Annotated in this window: 12 protein-coding genes and 1 tRNA gene; 1 reads left to right on the forward strand and 12 read right to left on the reverse strand. The window is 73.7% G+C overall.

Going from position 1 to position 15345, the window contains the following annotated elements:
- Positions 1-49 precede the first annotated feature (49 nt).
- Genes JOD48_RS07640 through JOD48_RS07685 form a run of 10 tightly spaced genes read right to left on the reverse strand, consistent with a single transcriptional unit; the run spans position 50 to position 12929 of the window.
- Positions 50-1045, reverse strand: a complete 996-nt coding sequence (locus JOD48_RS07640) for an FHA domain-containing protein (RefSeq protein WP_204808375.1) — start codon at positions 1043-1045, stop codon at positions 50-52.
- Positions 1042-2325: a vWA domain-containing protein gene (locus JOD48_RS07645; protein ID WP_191789209.1), complete on the reverse strand. Its 1284-nt coding sequence runs from the start codon at positions 2323-2325 to the stop codon at positions 1042-1044. Before JOD48_RS07645 ends, JOD48_RS07640 begins: the two co-directional genes overlap by 4 nt.
- A gap of 22 nt (positions 2326-2347) precedes the next feature.
- On the reverse strand, positions 2348-3601 hold the full coding sequence (locus tag JOD48_RS07650) for a PP2C family protein-serine/threonine phosphatase (protein ID WP_204808377.1): 1254 nt from the start codon (positions 3599-3601) through the stop codon (positions 2348-2350).
- The gene (locus JOD48_RS07655) at positions 3598-5937 is read right to left on the reverse strand and encodes a serine/threonine-protein kinase (RefSeq protein ID WP_204808379.1); all 2340 of its coding nucleotides are present in this window, start codon (positions 5935-5937) and stop codon (positions 3598-3600) included. Before JOD48_RS07655 ends, JOD48_RS07650 begins: the two co-directional genes overlap by 4 nt.
- A complete protein-coding gene (locus tag JOD48_RS07660; protein WP_307824039.1) occupies positions 5934-7139 on the reverse strand; it encodes a hypothetical protein in 1206 nt (401 codons plus the stop codon). The genes JOD48_RS07655 and JOD48_RS07660 overlap by 4 nt, the downstream gene beginning before the upstream one ends.
- Positions 7136-8149 (reverse strand): glutamate ABC transporter substrate-binding protein, encoded by a 1014-nt coding sequence (locus JOD48_RS07665; RefSeq protein WP_504745307.1) that lies wholly within the window; start codon positions 8147-8149, stop codon positions 7136-7138. The genes JOD48_RS07660 and JOD48_RS07665 overlap by 4 nt, the downstream gene beginning before the upstream one ends.
- Complete coding sequence (locus JOD48_RS07670; protein WP_204808383.1) at positions 8149-9516, reverse strand: GlnX family signal transduction membrane protein; 1368 nt, start codon at positions 9514-9516, stop codon at positions 8149-8151. Before JOD48_RS07670 ends, JOD48_RS07665 begins: the two co-directional genes overlap by 1 nt.
- Positions 9513-11147, reverse strand: a complete 1635-nt coding sequence (locus tag JOD48_RS07675) for an AAA family ATPase (RefSeq protein WP_204808386.1) — start codon at positions 11145-11147, stop codon at positions 9513-9515. The genes JOD48_RS07670 and JOD48_RS07675 overlap by 4 nt, the downstream gene beginning before the upstream one ends.
- Positions 11144-11701 carry a hypothetical protein gene (locus JOD48_RS07680; protein WP_204808388.1) on the reverse strand — a complete coding sequence of 186 codons (558 nt, stop codon included), beginning with the start codon at positions 11699-11701 and terminating at the stop codon, positions 11144-11146. The genes JOD48_RS07675 and JOD48_RS07680 overlap by 4 nt, the downstream gene beginning before the upstream one ends.
- Positions 11702-11711: 10 nt before the next feature.
- The gene (locus JOD48_RS07685) at positions 11712-12929 is read right to left on the reverse strand and encodes a toxic anion resistance protein (RefSeq protein WP_191789203.1); all 1218 of its coding nucleotides are present in this window, start codon (positions 12927-12929) and stop codon (positions 11712-11714) included.
- 176 nt (positions 12930-13105) lie between these two features.
- Here JOD48_RS07685 and JOD48_RS07690 point away from each other — a divergent pair, with 176 nt between their 5' ends.
- Positions 13106-13744, forward strand: a complete 639-nt coding sequence (locus tag JOD48_RS07690) for an alpha/beta hydrolase (protein WP_204808389.1) — start codon at positions 13106-13108, stop codon at positions 13742-13744.
- Between the two features lie 247 nt (positions 13745-13991).
- Here the strand turns inward: JOD48_RS07690 and JOD48_RS07695 are convergent, their stop codons facing one another.
- The gene (locus tag JOD48_RS07695; RefSeq protein ID WP_204808391.1) at positions 13992-14648 is read right to left on the reverse strand and encodes a flavin reductase family protein; all 657 of its coding nucleotides are present in this window, start codon (positions 14646-14648) and stop codon (positions 13992-13994) included.
- Positions 14649-15226: 578 nt separating this feature from the next.
- Positions 15227-15299 (reverse strand) — tRNA-Arg (locus JOD48_RS07700).
- Between the last annotated feature and the right edge of the window lie 46 nt (positions 15300-15345).

Raw genomic sequence — 15345 nt, forward strand, 5'->3', positions numbered from 1 at the left:
GAGTTGAACCACGGCGGCCTCGTCGCCATCGTCCGTCACGCCACGAGGCTCAGACCTCCCCTGGCAGCGCCTTGCGGATCACGAGCCGCGTCCAGCCGCCGAGGTAGATGCGGTCGCCGTCGGCGACCTCGCGGCGCTGACCGGCCGGGATCGGGTCGATGGGCAGCTCGCCGCCCGCGGGGCTCAGGTAGGTCCCGTTGGAGGACTGGAGGTCCTCGACCCACCAGCGCTGCCCGTCGGTGTTGAGCTGGCAGTGCCGTCGCGAGACGCCGGTGTCGGCGCCGCAGTCGATCTGCGGGTGGATGTTGCGCGACACCGACGGCCGTCCCACGAGCACGCTGCGTTCGCGCAGCACCACGAGACCGGGCAGCCCGGCCGACGGCAGCGGGTCCTCGGCCTTCTGCGCCTGGTACCAGTCGGGGTCGATCCACACCTCGACGACCCATTGGTCCTCACCCGGCACGGGCGGGGTCGGCAGGTGCGTCCCCATGCCCGACGGCGTCGCGCCCGTCCGCGTGGACGTCGCCTCGCCCTCGGCCGGGTCGGCGGGAGCAGCGACAGGCGTGGACGACGGATCACCCGCCTCCGGGTCCCCGACGGGCGGCGTGAGAGCCGCCGGGGCCGACAGCGGGTCCGCCGACGGCGCGGCCGCGGGCGACCCCGCGGGGGGCGCGACCGGGTCGAGGTCGAGCGACGACGCCGGGGGATCGAGCGGCCCCGGCGACCCGGCGGGCGCACCCGCCGACACGGGGGTCGCGGCAGACGGCGCCCCCGCGGGCTCGGGCAGCGAGCCTGTCGTGAAGTCGTAGCCGCAGTTCTCGCAGAACAGCGCCCCGGCCGCAGCCGGGAAGGAGCAGTGCGGGCACGCGATGGGCTCGCCACCCGCAGCCGCGCCACCACTGCCGGCAGGACCGGCCGCGGCCCCGACAGACCCGGAGGCCACGGCCGCCGACGCGCCGCTCGACGCAGCGCCCATGGGCTCGCCGCACACGTCGCAGTAGTCGGTCGACTCGGACGCGTGCCCGTTGGGGCAGGTCGCGCTCATCGCTTGACCCGCGTGGTCTTGGTCGAGGCGGTGTCGAGGGCCATCTCGTCGAGCTTGTCGGTGTTGCGCTTGAGGCGCACGGTGCCCTGCTCCTCGCTCTCGATCTCGACGACCTTGCGCAGGCGCGAGGTCGCCTCGTCGTTGCCGGTCTCGGCCGCGAGCTGCACGGCGCGGCCGAGCTTGACCGTGGCGGTCGCCTCGTCGCCGGCCGCCTTGGCCGCGAGGCCCTCCTGGATCGCGGACGCGAGCTCGGCCTGACCGGTGTAGTGCGCGACCTCCGGGTTGATGCGCGTGGTGAGCGCGCCGTCGTCGGACCACTTGGCCTTCACGAGCCCCGACGAGACCACCTCGCCGTTCACGGCGAGCTGGACGCGCGCCGCGAGCTGCTCGGAGCCCACGGGCTTCGAGGCCACGCGCACGGCCACGTGGTAGTCGCGCGTCTCGTCGCCCCACGACCCCGTGGGGTAGGAGCCCGTGAGCGGGTTGACCACGGCGCGGCGCGTCGTGAGGTCCTCGACCGTCGGGGCGACCTGGCGCACGAACAGCACCTGGGCGCCCTGCGGGGCCCACACGCGCAGGTCCGCGGAGGCAACGCCACGCGACATGGACTTCTGGACGAGCGAGGAGAAGTCGGCAGCGATCTCGCTCGGGTCGGCGATGAGGTCGACCGTGCCGAGCAGGGCCGTCGAGATCTCGCGCAGCTCGTCGACCTGCCAGCGCGAACCGACGCCGCGCGCGTCGCACTGGAACTTCCCGGTCACGGCGCGCACGACCTGCGACAGGTTCTCGCGCGGCTCCGACTCGTTCTTGCCGTCCGTCAGGAGGATCGCGTGGCGCTGGGCGGCCTGGGGCACGGTGTCGAAGAGCTGGGCCGCGAGCTGGAGCCACGTGCTCATCGCGGTGCCGCCCGACGGGCTCATCATGGCGATGGCCCGCTTGGCCTCCTCGCGTGCCGCGGGCTCCATCTGCACCATCGCGACGCGCGCGTTGGGGTACGGGAACGCGCGCTGCGCGACGTGGCTGCCGCCGACGATCGCGAACCAGGTCCCGTCGAGGATCTGGTCGACCGCGACCTGCGCGGCGTACTTGGCGGACTCCATGTTGCGCCCGGACATCGAGCCGGACGTGTCGACCATGATGATCTCGGCGACGCCGCCGCCCGAGGTCGCGGCCCCCGCCTGACCTGCCCCTCGGGCGGTCACCGTCACGATGGCGTGCACATCCGTGGCGCCCTCGGACAGGAACTCGTTCTGGAAGACCTCGGCGGAGAACTCGGCCATGGGTTCTGGGCTCCTTCGTGGATCAGAGGGCGCGCGTCGCGGGCTCGTCGCCCGAGAACGCGTCTGTGTGCAGGTTATCGGAGGTGTCCGGGGCGGCGAGCGCCTCGAAACGCGCGAGAGTCGCGGTGATGTTGTCCCGGCCGCCCTGGGCGTTGGCCCAGCGGACCAGCTCGGCGGCCAGGGTGCGGGGCTCGCGCCCCGTCGTGGCCTCGGTCGAGCGCACGAGGTCCGCGAGGTCGTCGGCCGCCGAGCAGTAGTTCCACAGGCCGTCCGAGCAGACCAGCAGCCAGCCCGAGGAGTCCGGGACGGTCGGGGCGCAGCGCGCCGCCGGGTCGGTCGAGTCGGGCCCGAGCCAGCGCGTGATCGCGTGCGCCTGGGGCGCGTTCTCGGCGACGTGGCGCGGGGTGCCCATGGCCATGAGCTCGTGCGCCCACGAGTCGTCGACGCTGAGCTGGCGGGCCGTGCCGGCGTCGGGGATCCAGTAGGCGCGCGAGTCGCCCACCCAGCCCGCGACGACCAGCGGACCGTCGACGACGGCCGCGACGAACGTGCACGACGGCGGCTCGGCCCGCTCGGCCTTGTCGCCCACCGCGACCAGGACCGCGTCGTTCGCGGTCGTCGACGCGGCGACCATGAGGGCCTGCCACGCCTGGATGCGCTCGGTGACGTCCCCCGTGACGGGCGCGGCGCCGTCGGGCCCGCCGGACGCGAGCACGTCGCGGGCCGCTCGCGCCGCCGCGAGGCTCGCGACGTCCGAGTCCGGCGCGGCCGAGACCCCGTCGCACACCACGAGGGCCGCGAACCGCCCGGCCGCGGCCGGGTCACCGGACGCGGCGAGCGCCATGGCGTCCTCGTTGCGCGAGTGCCGGATGCCGCGGTCGCACACGCCCGCGACCCAGGGGGCGGGCTGCTCGGCCCAGTGGTCGCGCTCGACCTGGGCCTTCTCGCCGCACTGCTCGCAGTAGCCGTCGTCCGCGACAGTGCCGCCGCAGCTCGTGCAGGGACGTCGGGCAGCGGGCGGCGGCGGCGGAGGGGGCGGCGGCACGGCGCCCGAGTCGGGGTCCGTGGGCTTGAGGTCCGGCGGAGGCGTCGGGAGGGTCAGGGGAGGCAGCGCGGGCACGGGCGGGCGCGCCAGGATGGGCGGCCCGTCCCCGGCGGCCACCGCCGGCCCGACGTCGGAGCCGCAGTTCTCGCAGAACCTCGCCCCGGGTGCGGGCACCTCACCGCACGTGGCGCACGGCGCGAGCAGGCCGGGCGAGCTCTCCTGCGCGCTCACGTCGTCGTCCAGCGGCGCACGGCGTTCGCCCGGTCGACGAGGTCGATCTTCGCGACCCGGTCCTCGGTGAGCGTCGCCATCTCGCGGTAGGCCCCCTCGAGGGCGTCGCGCAGCGGTGGCTCCTTGGGCTCGACCCCGCCGAGGCGCGCCGTGCCGACCTGCTTCTTGACCGTGACCTCCTCGAGCGCGGAGCTCAGGACGTCGATCGAGAGGGCGACGCGGTCGCGCTGGGGGATCGCGACCGACTCGACGCTCGCGAGCGCCTCGGCCAGGGCCGTGAGCCCCCGGTCGGACCCGGCGAGGAGCCGTGCGCGGCGCATGCGCGCGTCGGTGTACGAGCTGCGCGTCGGGGTCACGAGGTCCAGCGCGTGCAGCGCCCCGTCGAGGTCGCCGCGCGCCTGCCGGATGCGGGCGAGCCCGAACGCCGCGGGCGCGGTGTAGTTGGCGTCCGACCGGGCGCAGATCACGTACAGCGACTCGGCGATGTCCGGTTCACCGCTGACCTCGCACGCGACGGCGAGCGCGAGCTTGGGCGCGAGCTCGCCGGGGACCTGGCCGTAGACCGCGTTGAACGAGGCGCGGGCGTCCGCGGCCTCGCCGCGCGCGAGCTCGGCCAGCCCCCCGATCCAGGCCGCCCGCCACTCCCACGGGTCGTCGGCGAGGATCTCGACGATGGTCTTGTCGACCTCGGCGAACCGGCGGTGCTCGATCGCGGCCTTGGCGTACGCGAGCCGCACCTCGACCGTCGACTCGGGGGCCGCAGCGAGGGCCGCCATGCGAGCCGCGGGGTCGGCGATGTTGACGCCCGCGAGCCAGCTCGCCATGGGGTCGGACTCGTCGATCTTGAGCGTCGGCAGGGCGTCCCACGTCAGCGGGTGGTCGGCGTCGTCGGACACGGGCGCCTCGAACAGGACGGAGGCCGCCGAGTGCAGCGCGCCGCTGCCCGGGCCACGGTCGGTCGCGACGACCTCGCGCAGCACGCCGATGAGCTGGGCGCGCATCTCGTCGACCGTCGCGAAGCGGTCCGAGGGGTCGAGCGCGCACGCCTTGGCGAGCAGGCGGTAGAACGAGTCGTACTGCTGGAAGACCGGGGTCTCGGCGACGGGCGGCAGGGACGCGACGTACGTCGTCTGGTTCCCGCGGAAGTCCAGCACGAGCGTGGCGAGCGTGCGCCCGATCGTGTAGATGTCGGACGCGACCGACGTCCCGATCTCCGCGACCTCGGGAGCCTGGTAGCCGACCGTGCCGAAGATCGCGGACGTCATGTCGTCCAGGCGCCGCACGCCGCCCAGGTCGATGAGCTTGACGCCGTCGCCCTGCTGGATCATGTTGTCGGGCTTGAAGTCGCAGAAGATCAGGCCCAGGTCGTGCAGGTACGCGAACGCCGGGAGGATCTCCAGGACGAACGCGAGCGCCTGGTCCACGGGTAGAGGGTTCACCACGCCGCCGTTGTCGTCGCGGCGGTCCTTGAGGATCTCCTTGAGCGACTTGCCGCCCACGTACTCCATGACGGTGTAGCCCGCGCCGTCGTGCATCACGAAGTTGTAGATCTCGACGATCAGCGGGTGCTCGACCTCGGCCAGGAACTGGCGCTCGGAGATCGCGGCCGCGAACGCGTCGGGGTCGCCCGAGTTGAGCAGACCCTTGAGCACGACCCACCGGCCCGACACGTTCTGGTCGCGGGCCAGGTAGATCCAGCCGAGGCCGCCGTGCGCGAGGCAGCCCACGACCTCGTACTGGCCGCCCACGACGTCGCCCGGCGAGAGCTGCGGGTCGAACGAGAACGCGGTGCGGCACTGCGGGCAGAAGCCCGAGGTGCGGCCCGGGACGCCGTCGCGCGACCGGCCGACCTTGGCGCCGCACGTGGGGCAGAACCGCTTGGACTCCGCGAGCTCGGGCACGGCCATGATGGCCTGGAGCGGGTCGCGGACCGGCGCGCTCGGCACGGTCGTCAGGCCCGCGCCCAGGCGGTGGCCGCGCAGACGTGTCGAGGACGTCCCCACGCGCCGCGTGGACTTGGTGCCCGTCACGGCAGAGCGGGCCGAGCCGAGCGCGGCGCTCGCGAGCTGGGTCGAGCTCGTGCGCCCCGTGCGGGTCGAGACGGCCTCGCCCTCGGGGCCCGGGCCGGCCGCGTAGTTCGGGGCGGCCTGCGCGATGCCCGTGCCGAGCATGGCCGACGGCGACGCGGCGGCTGCGGTCGCGGTCGTCGACGACCCTGCCGGGCCGGGAGCCCCGGCCGAGGGCGCGGCGGGCGAGCCGCACACGTTGCAGTAGCCGTCCTCGATGAAGCCGGTGCAGCCCGGCTGGGAGCAGGGCTCCTGAGCGGTCGTGGTCATCGGGACGATCCTTCCTGGCCCGGTGCGGGCGGCGGTGCGGGTGACGATCCGGGCGACGCGAGGTGCGCCGGGAGCGGACGGGACAGGAACTGGTACTGCTCGACGAGGAAGCGCAGCAGGACGACGTCACAGGGCACGGCCTCGCCCGCCGCGCGGGCCTCGGCCAGCCCGGAGCGGACCGTGGGGGAGGCGCTGCGGCCGTTGGCGTCGGCCTTCACGCGGTAGGCGTCGAGCCGGTAGCGGAGCTCTGCCCGCTCGCGCAGCGGCGCGGTGTACGCGGACTCGACCGTGTCGAACGCGCGCGCGACGGTCGCGAGCCGCGTCAGGAACCCGTCGAGTCCCGCGCGGTCGTGCGGGACCTCGCCCAGGCGCGACACGTCGGGCACCGCGAGGCGCGGGGGAGCGGCGATCTCGCGACGGGCACGGGCAGCGAGCTCGCGCAGCGAGGGCTCGCGCGCCTCCAGGGCCGCGTAGCGCTCGACGGCCTGCTTGCGGTCGCGGGCCAGCTCGCGACGCTCGGACGCACCCACGATGAGGTCGCGCTCGGTGCGGGCGACCTCGGCCTCGAGCTCGGTCAGGGGGCCGGTCACGTCGGCGCCGTGCGACGCCTTGTCGCGTAGCCGCGTCCAGCGCTCACGGAGCTTCTCCACCCTGCCACGGGCCTCGGTGTCGGAGCCGGCGAGCTCGTCGCACCGGGCCAGCTCGGCGCGCAGCCCACGGAACCGGGCGACCTCGTCGGCGGCGTTCGGGTCGAAGGACAGGCGCGTGCGCAGCGCGGCCACGATCGCGTCGCACAGCCGCGTCGCCTCGACCAACGACACGAGCGACGAGCCGTCGGGCGAGCTCAGGCGCCCCCAGATCAGCTGCGAGATCTTCTCGCGCGCGACCGTGTCCGCGCGCCCCGAGTCCCAGACCACGGCCATCTCGTCGGCGCGCGTGCGGGCCGCCTGCCACAGAGTCATGGCGAGCAGCATGTCGGCGGTGTACGTCTCGGGGGACGCCGCGGCCTGTGCTGCGGCGTCGAGGCGGTCGAGCTCGGTCCGCCGAGCCCGCAACCACTCCTCGAGCGCCGCGAGGTACGTGAAGAGCTCAGCGGCCGGGCTCGCCTCGCCCAGACGTCCGGGCGCGCTCGGTGCCTGCTGCGTGCGCGGGGCCACGGGCGGCCCAGCAGCGGCAGGGGAGGGCGAGGAGCCTGGGGTCACGGCGTGCGGCCGTACACGGCGACCGGCGGGGCCGGGGCCGGGCCGAGGACGCCGAGCCACTCGTCGTACAGCGCGGTCCAGGTGCCGTCGGTGCGCATCTGCTCCAGCACGCCGTTGACGAACTTGACCATGTCGACGTTCGCGGCCGGGATGCCCAGGCCGTACGGCTCGTCGGAGATCGCCTGTCCGACGACCTTCGCGTACGGGTCCTGTGCTGCGAAGCCCGCGAGGATCGTGTCGTCGCCCGTGATCGCGTCGACCTTGCCCTGCTGGAACAGGGCGAGGCAGCCCGTGTGGGTCGTCGCGGGCACGGCCTCGATGTCGGGGTACTCCTGGAGGCGTTCGAGCGTCGTGGTGCCGTCCGGGGCGCAGACCCGCTGGCCCGCGAGGTCCGCGATGCCCTGCGCCTCGGAGTCCCTGGTCACGAGCACCTTCTGGCCCGCGTGGTAGTACTCCGAGGAGAACGCGATGGTCTCCCAGCGCTCGCAGTTGATCGTGAACGCCCGGGCGACGATGTCCACCTCGCCGTTCTCCAGGGCCTCGAGCCGCTGACCGGACGTGATGACGCGGAACTGGAGCCGGTTCGGGTCGCCGAAGATCGCGGTCGACACCTGGTGCAGCACGTCGATGTCGAAGCCCTCGATCTGCCCCGTCAGGGGGTTGCGGGCACCGAGCTGGAGGGTGTCGGCGGAGACGCCCACGACGAGCGAGCCGCGGTCGCGGGTCGCCGCCATGGTGCTGCCTGCGGGCAGCGCACCGGGTCCCGGCAGCGGGCCGTCGGGCGCGTAGGACGCGACCGGGTTCTCGCACGCCGCGGCAGCCGAGACGGTGCTGCCGGCCGGGCCGCTCCCGGCCGCTGCGCTGCCCGCGGTGCCGACGACCGAGGCCACGGACACCCCCGCGGACGGTCCGGCGTCGGGCGTGGCGCAGCCGGCCAGGACCAGGGCGCCCGAGACCCCCAGCGCCACCAGGGCGCTCAGGCGCCCGCTCTTGCGGAAGGTCGTGGTGATCACCGGTACTCCTCCAGTCGGACGTTCAGGCCGCGCCAGGCGAGGACCGCCGCGACGAGGCCTGCGGCCAGCAGCAGCCAGCCCGCGAGGGCGGACTTCGTGCCTGCCGAGGCGAGGTCGGCCTGCGTGGCCCTGATGTTGTCGGTGATGTCGTTCGTGACGGACTGGGAGAAGGCCGCGAACGCGGCGTTCGGGCTGCCCTCGGCAGAGCTCGTCGCGAGCGCGACCGCCCCGTCCCAGTCGCCCGCGTCGTCGAGCGCGCGGATCGCCTGGTGCTGGGTGACCCAGTCGCCCAGGTGTCCGGCCGCGGTCCCGTCGAGGACCCCGGCAGCCCCCGCGTCGTCGAGGCGCTGCGTCGCGTCGGCCGTGAGCTCGACGAACGACTCCTCGTACGCCTGGCCCGAGCCGCGCTTGATGAGCGTGAAGCTCTCCATGGCCTTGGCGTCGTTCGCCTCCGAGTACGCGGTCGACGCCGCGAGCGTCGCCGCGTACGGTCCGTCGCGGACCGCGGCGGCCGCGCCGTTGGTCTGGCTCAGCAGGACCGCACCCACGACCCCGACGACCAGCACGACCGCGCTCGCCGCGAGCAGCCCCACGTTGAGCACGCGGTGCGTGCGCTTGGCCAGCCACACCTGCGTCGCGACGAGCAGCGCCAGGCACAGGACGCCTGCCGCGAGGATCCACAGCGCGTTGCGCACCATCGACAGGTCGGACGCCACACGGTCGGCGTTGTCGTCCACGAGCGTCGTGAGCGTCGGCAGGATCTCGTCGCGCAGCAGCGTCGAGGCCTGGTCCAGGTAGGCCGACCCCACCGGGAAGCCCTGGCGGTTGTTCGCGCGCGCCTGCTCGATCAGGCCCGTGTAGACCGCGACCTGCGAGGCGACCCGGCCGAGCTCGGCCGCGTCCGCGCTGTTGGACCCCGCGAGCTCGGCGATGCGGATCGAGGCGTTCGCGATCGCGTCGTCGTAGCGCTCGCGCTGGTCCACGGGCTCGAGGCCGCCGACCAGGAACGCGTTGGTCGCCGCGGCGTCCGCCACGACCAGGTTGTTGCGCACGTCCTGGACCCCCAGGAGCTGGCTCGTGTCCGCGCGGGCGTCGTCGAGCGCGATCCCCTGGACACGCGCGGCCTGGAAGCCGAGCGCGCCGAAGACGACCGCCGCGAGCACGCACAGCGCGAGCGCGATCCGCAGCTTGCCCGGCGATCGACGCAGCGCGCTGCGCACCCCCGCGCGGCGGGCGGCCCGCTCCTCGGCCTGCGTGGCGGCGGGTGCGCCCGGGGGCGTGGCGGGCTGCCCGGGGTAGGAAGGCTGGACGGCCCGACCGGGCGCCGGGGCGGACCCGGGCGGCGGCGTCAGGGTCTGGCTCATGCAGGCTCCTCCTGAGGGGAGACGGTCGGGTTCTCGGGCAGGTCTTCGGGCAGGTCTTCGGGCTCGGCCAGGATGCCGGCCGAGCCCCCGGCGGCGGTCCCGTCCTGGGGCAGCAGGTCCTCGGGCAGGAGCCGGCGCAGCTCGTCGAGCGTGGGCTCCGGGGTGTCCTTGAGGCGCCACGCGTGGCGCGCGATGGCCGCGTCCAGGACGTTGCGCGCGTGGCGACCGTTGCCGAACCCCTCGGTGCGCGGCACGAGCGAGACCATCTCCTCGAACCGGTCGAGGGTCTCGGGCAGCGCCTCGAAGTCCGCAGAGGTCGCCATGCGCTCGAAGATGCCGCGCAGCTCGGCGTCCGAGTAGTCGTCGAACGTGATGGTCGTGGAGAAGCGCGACTCGAGGCCGGGGTTGGTCGCGATGAACCCGGCCATGGGGCCGGGGTACCCCGCGACGATCACCACGAGGTCGTCGCGGTGGTCCTCCATGTCCTTGACGAGCGTGTTGACGGCCTCGGCGCCGTACTGGTCCTCCGCGAGGCCGTACGCCTCGTCGATGAACAGCACGCCGCCGATCGCGGTCGCCACGACCTCGGACGTCTTGACGGCCGTCTGCCCCAGGTAGCCGGCGACGAGCTCGGAGCGGTCGACCTCGACCAGGTGCCCCTTGCTGAGCAGCCCGAGCGCGCGGTAGATGCCCGCGACGAGGCGCCCGACGGTCGTCTTGCCCGTGCCCGGGTTGCCGAGGAACACGAGGTGGCGCGTGAGCGTGGGCGTGGTCAGGCCCGCGGCCGTCCGCAGCTTCTCGACGCGCAGGAGCTCGGTCTGCTGGCGGATCTCGTGCTTGACCCGGTCGAGCCCGATCAGCGCGTCGAGCTCGGCCAGGAGCTCCTCGAGCGAGCGGGGCGGCTCGGCCTCGGTCTCCTTCTCGGCGGGGGAGTCGCCCGTGGTCGCGCTCTGCGCGCCGCCGGAGGCCGGGTCGACCGGGGGGCCCGACGGCGCCGCGTGCGTCGCGGGGCCTGCGTCGCCCGGGGTACGCGCACCCAGGGCGTCGAGGATCGCGTCCACGGTCGGGACGATGTCCTGCGCCGGAGGACGCAGGCCGCCCGCACCGGCGAGCGAGCCCAGGTCGAACGGGTTCGACCCGCTCGGGAGGGTCGGGTCGAACGACGGCGTCGGGAAGTGGACAGGAGTGCCCTGCGGCCGGGCGGCGCGCGGTGGGGCCGTGTGCGGCTGGGCCGCGGCGCGCTGCACGGCCGTCGTGGACGCGGCGTTCGCCGAGGACGAGAGCCCGGGGGAGCCCAGCGCACCGGCCGCGGAGATCACGGACGCGAGGGCCTCCGCATACGCGGCGGCATGCTCCGAGCCCGCGACGACGAGGGCCGTGAGCTGGTCGGTCGGGGCCGAGCGCCACCGGCGGCCCCGCTGCGCGGCCTCGAAGAACGCCGTGAAGTCGCCCGGGTCACGCCCCACGGCCTCGAGCCACGCGGGAGCCGCGCCCGTGGACGACTCGGCCACCGCGGCGGCGAGCCGCTCGCCCTCGTGCGCGACGTCGTCGGGCACGAGGCCCGCACCGCGACCCACTGCGACGAGCGCCTCGATGCTCCGTGCGAGCGCCCCCTGGCGCGCGGCGCTCACGGCCGTTCCAACCCGCCCGGGCTGCCCGGTGCCTGAGGCTGGGCCGAGCCCGTCCCGGCGTCGGGCGCGAGCGCGATCGAGGAGGACTGGAACTTCTCCGCGAGGAACTGACCGTGCGCCACGAGGGCCGCGGCGTCCGCGCGCGAGACCGCGTCCGAGATCTTGTCGAGCGTCACGCCCAGCAGGTCGAGCTGGTCGCACAGGATCATGAGCGACGTCTTGCCGCGGTTGACCGCGCGGGTGTCCGCGAAGTCGCGCGGCAGGCGCAGGTAGCCGCCCACGGCCTCCGGCAGGTAGCTCGTGGCCGTCGCGACGACCGTGTGCGCCTGCGCGCTGCCGCCACCGAGGCGGTCCAGGCGCGGGGCCATGTCGTCGACCGTCCTCGCGATCCGGTTCACGCGCGCCGTGACCGCGGGCGGGACCCGGCCGTCGATCTGCGCCTGCACGGCGTCGACCGAGGCCAGGATGTCCGCGCTCGTGGGTGCCGGCGGCAGCACGGGGACCTCCGGCGGGCGACTGCGCCCGCCGCCGAACAGGTTCTGGAACCAGCCCATGGCGTCCGGGTCAGACCTTCCCGAGGTCGAGCGCGCCCGAGGCCGCACCCGACTGGTCACCCTGGGCCACGCGGTCCAGGTACTCGCGGGCCTTGGTCGTCTCGGTCTCCAGGACGCCGATGGTCTGCGCCATCGAGTCCAGCGCCTGGACCTTGAACGTCGAGATCGAGTCCATGGTCGCGTAGATGTTCTGGAACGCGGCCTGGAGCTGGGGGAGGCCGACCGTGGCGCTCGCAGCCTGCGCCTGGATGGTCGCCGACTGGTCCGCGAGCATCTTCGACGTCGAGGCGATCATGTTCGACGTGGTCGTGTTGAGCGCCGTGATCTGGTCCAGGACGAGCTTCTGGTTGGCGAGGGCCTGGGCCACGATGACGGCCGTGCGCAGCGCGGAGACGGTCGTGGTGGTCGCGCGGTCGACGCCTTTGATGAGCTCGACGTTGTTCTTGATGACGATGTCGATCGCGAGGTAGCCCTGGATGGACACCGCGAGCTGGGTCAGGAGGTCCTGGTGCTTCTGGCGCACGTAGAACAGCACGTCCTCGCGCAGCGCCTTGGCCTTCTCCGGGTCCGTCGCGTCGAGCTCGGCGGTCTTCGCGGAGAGCTGCGCGTCGAGGCGCTCGGCCACGTAGATGTACTGGTTGAGGCGCGCCATGGTGTCCCACAGGTGCTGCTTCTCGAGGTTGAGCGCGGCGTTGTCCTTGCGGAGCTCGTCCTGGCCGTCGTAGAGCGCGCGGATGATCGCGTTGAGGTGGCCCTGCGCGCTCTCGTACCGGCGGAAGTAGTCCGTCAGCTTGTCACCGAAGGGGATGAAGCCGAGGAGCTTGCGGCCCATGCTCGCCTCGGACGGGTCGAGGTTCTCGACCGTGCGGCGCAGCTCCAGGAGCGTGCTGCCCACCTTGGAGCCCTCCGACAGCCCGCCCTCCTTGAGCGCGCGCACGGGCGTGGCCAGCAGGCGGTTCGAGGCGTCGGCGGCGGTGCGGATGTCCTGGTCGCCCATGGTGCGCACGTCGTTCGCCTTGGCCGCGAACTCGGGCGAGCGCGCGTCGGAGGCCATGAGCGCGTCGAGGTAGGACGTGACCTTCTGGTCCAGACCGGGGATCGCGGCCTCGTCGACGCGCGGAGCCATCGCGGGGGCCTGCGTGGTCGCGACGGGCTTCACGGGCTCGGGCGCGGAGAGCACCAGGTGCTCGGTCGCGGCGGGGGGCTGGAGCGGTGCTGCCTCGGTCATCGTGATCCTTCGCTCGTCTTGGACCGGGGTCGGTGCGGGACCCACCCCTGGAACCCGGCGAACCGGGCAAGCCGGTCGACCGGCCGGTCCGGGGAGTATATCCGCGACGGGTGGCCGGTTCTTTACTCTTTCACGCCCCGGGAGAGGAGAGAACTCCCCATGCCAGGATTCTCGGCATGAGCACCCCGATCACGGTCCACGTCCGCGGCAGCAACCAGGCGGGCCGCCCACTCCTGCTGCTGCTCCACGGGTTCGGCTCGCACGAGCACGACCTGCCCGCGATCGCCGGTCATCTTCACCCGGTCTGGGACTGGGCGTCGCTGCGCGCGCCCCTCGACGCGGGCAACGGCGGGTTCTCGTGGTTCCCGCTGGGCGTGCCGGGACGCCCCGACCGGGCACCCGTCGCGGAGTCCACCGAGGCGGTGCTCGCGTGGCTCGACGCGAACGTGACCCCCGGGACGGTCGTCGTGCCCGTGGGCTTCTCGCAGGGCGGCCTGATGGTGACCCAGCTCCTGCGCACCGCACCCGAGCGCTTCGCTGCGGGGGTCGTGCTCTCGGGCTTCGTGCTCGACGCGGTGCTGCCCGGTGACGAGGCGCTCGCGGAACGGCGGCCGGCCGTCTTCTTCGGGCACGGCGACGCGGACCAGGTCATCTCGGCCGACGCGACGGCGCGGACCTCGGCCTGGCTGCCGCGGTTCACCGCCGTGACCGACGTCGAGTACCCGGGGCTGCCCCACTCGATCAGCGCCGAGGAGCTCGCCGACGTGTCGGTGTTCCTGGACGGGGTGCTCGAAGGCGCCGGGCTCGGGGGCTGATGCCTCCTTCCGCCGGGGGCGCACCCTCTCCTGGGGGGCACCAGGGGCTGGGGGCGGGGTGGTGTTGCCGCAGAATGCCAACAATTGTTGTCAGTTATGGGCACGGCCCCCGACCCGAACAGTTCACGCTCAGCCGACCACGGAAGCGCTGCCCGTCACCGGACCGCCACGACGGGCCGGGACGCCGCCCACAGCGGAGCGGTCAGCACCGCGGTCCCGACGGCGGAGATCGCCTGGGCGACGACGGCTAGCGGTACCACTCCTCGTCGATCGACGAGAGCCTCGACGGCAGCACCCGGTCACCCAGCCCGTAGAACTGCTGGAAGCTCATGATGAGCGGGCGCCACCGGTCGGGGTCGATCCGGTGGGTCGAGCCCGCGAGCCGGATCGACTCGTGCACGTGCACCCGCGTGACCGCGATCTCGACCGCGAGGATGCTCCCCGCCGCGACCGGGTCGTCGCCGCGCAACGGATGAGCGTCCACCACGTGACCCTCGAGCTGCACCGGGCACTCGCCCGCCCTCGGCGCCGACACCGTGTCCGACGCGACGGTCGTCAGGCCCGCGCGCCCGAACTTGTCCGGCTCGTACCGGTACCCCACGGACGACTTGCGCGCAGAGACCGGGTCGCGGCCCGTCGTGAGCGCGATCCGGTCGACCGCCGAGACCTGCTCGACCGATGGGAGGTTGAGCACGGCCCCGCCCGTCGCGCGGAGGTTGATCGCCGTCTGCGACCTGGCCCCCACCCCGATCACCGCGGTGTGGCCCAACCAGAAGATCGACGACAACGGGGCGAGGTTGGGCCGTCCGTCGGCGCCGACGGTGCTGACTAGGACGACCGGGGTCCCGAAGTAGAGGATGGACGGGTCGATCGTGACGTGCTCGGTGCTCTGGACGGCCAGCATGGGAGTACCTCCGCGACGGGTGGACGGGCTCGTCCTGAAGACGCAGCGTCCCATCGGGACGTGAGGTCGGTGGTCAGGAGAGCGGATGGCTCGAGGGAGGCGTCCACCGCTGGGCCCGCACGGCCACGCCACCGACGAGCGAGGACCGGCCCCCTTGCGGTGTCCGCACCGTCGGGCATGCTCTGCGCAGGAGCTTCGACATCTTCGTCCAACGGCTCGTCGACGGTGACGCAGGACAGGTCGACGTCGGGGCGCTCGCCGCACTGATCGAGCCTCTGGTCTCTCGCCAGGAGCTCGAGGCGGGGTACGTCGAGCTCTCGTTCCCCGACGGCCGGGCGTACCTGTACGGAGTGCGGGACCTGAGCCGTGGATTCATGGTCAACCACGTCGGGGGCAGGGCCGCCTGGGACTTCCTCGTGGCGGCGGCGAGCACCTGCGGGCTCACGATCATGCTCGGTGGGCTCGTGGTCGTTGCCGACTCCAGCCTGCTGGACGACCTGCCCGAGGGCCTCGCGGACGAGGCGCGGGTGGTCGCGAGCGGGGCGGAGCTGGTGGGGCTCCTCGGGGAGGCGCAGGGGTGCCCCGAGCAGGACTCGAACCTGCAACCTACGGATTAGAAGGCCGTTGCTCTATCCATTGAGCTATCGGGGCGCGGGGACCATCGTAGTGGGAACCGGCCGTGACCTGCGCGCACGCG

Origin of the sequence: Oerskovia paurometabola (assembly GCF_016907365.1) — a bacterium.
Lineage (GTDB): Bacteria > Actinomycetota > Actinomycetes > Actinomycetales > Cellulomonadaceae > Oerskovia > Oerskovia paurometabola.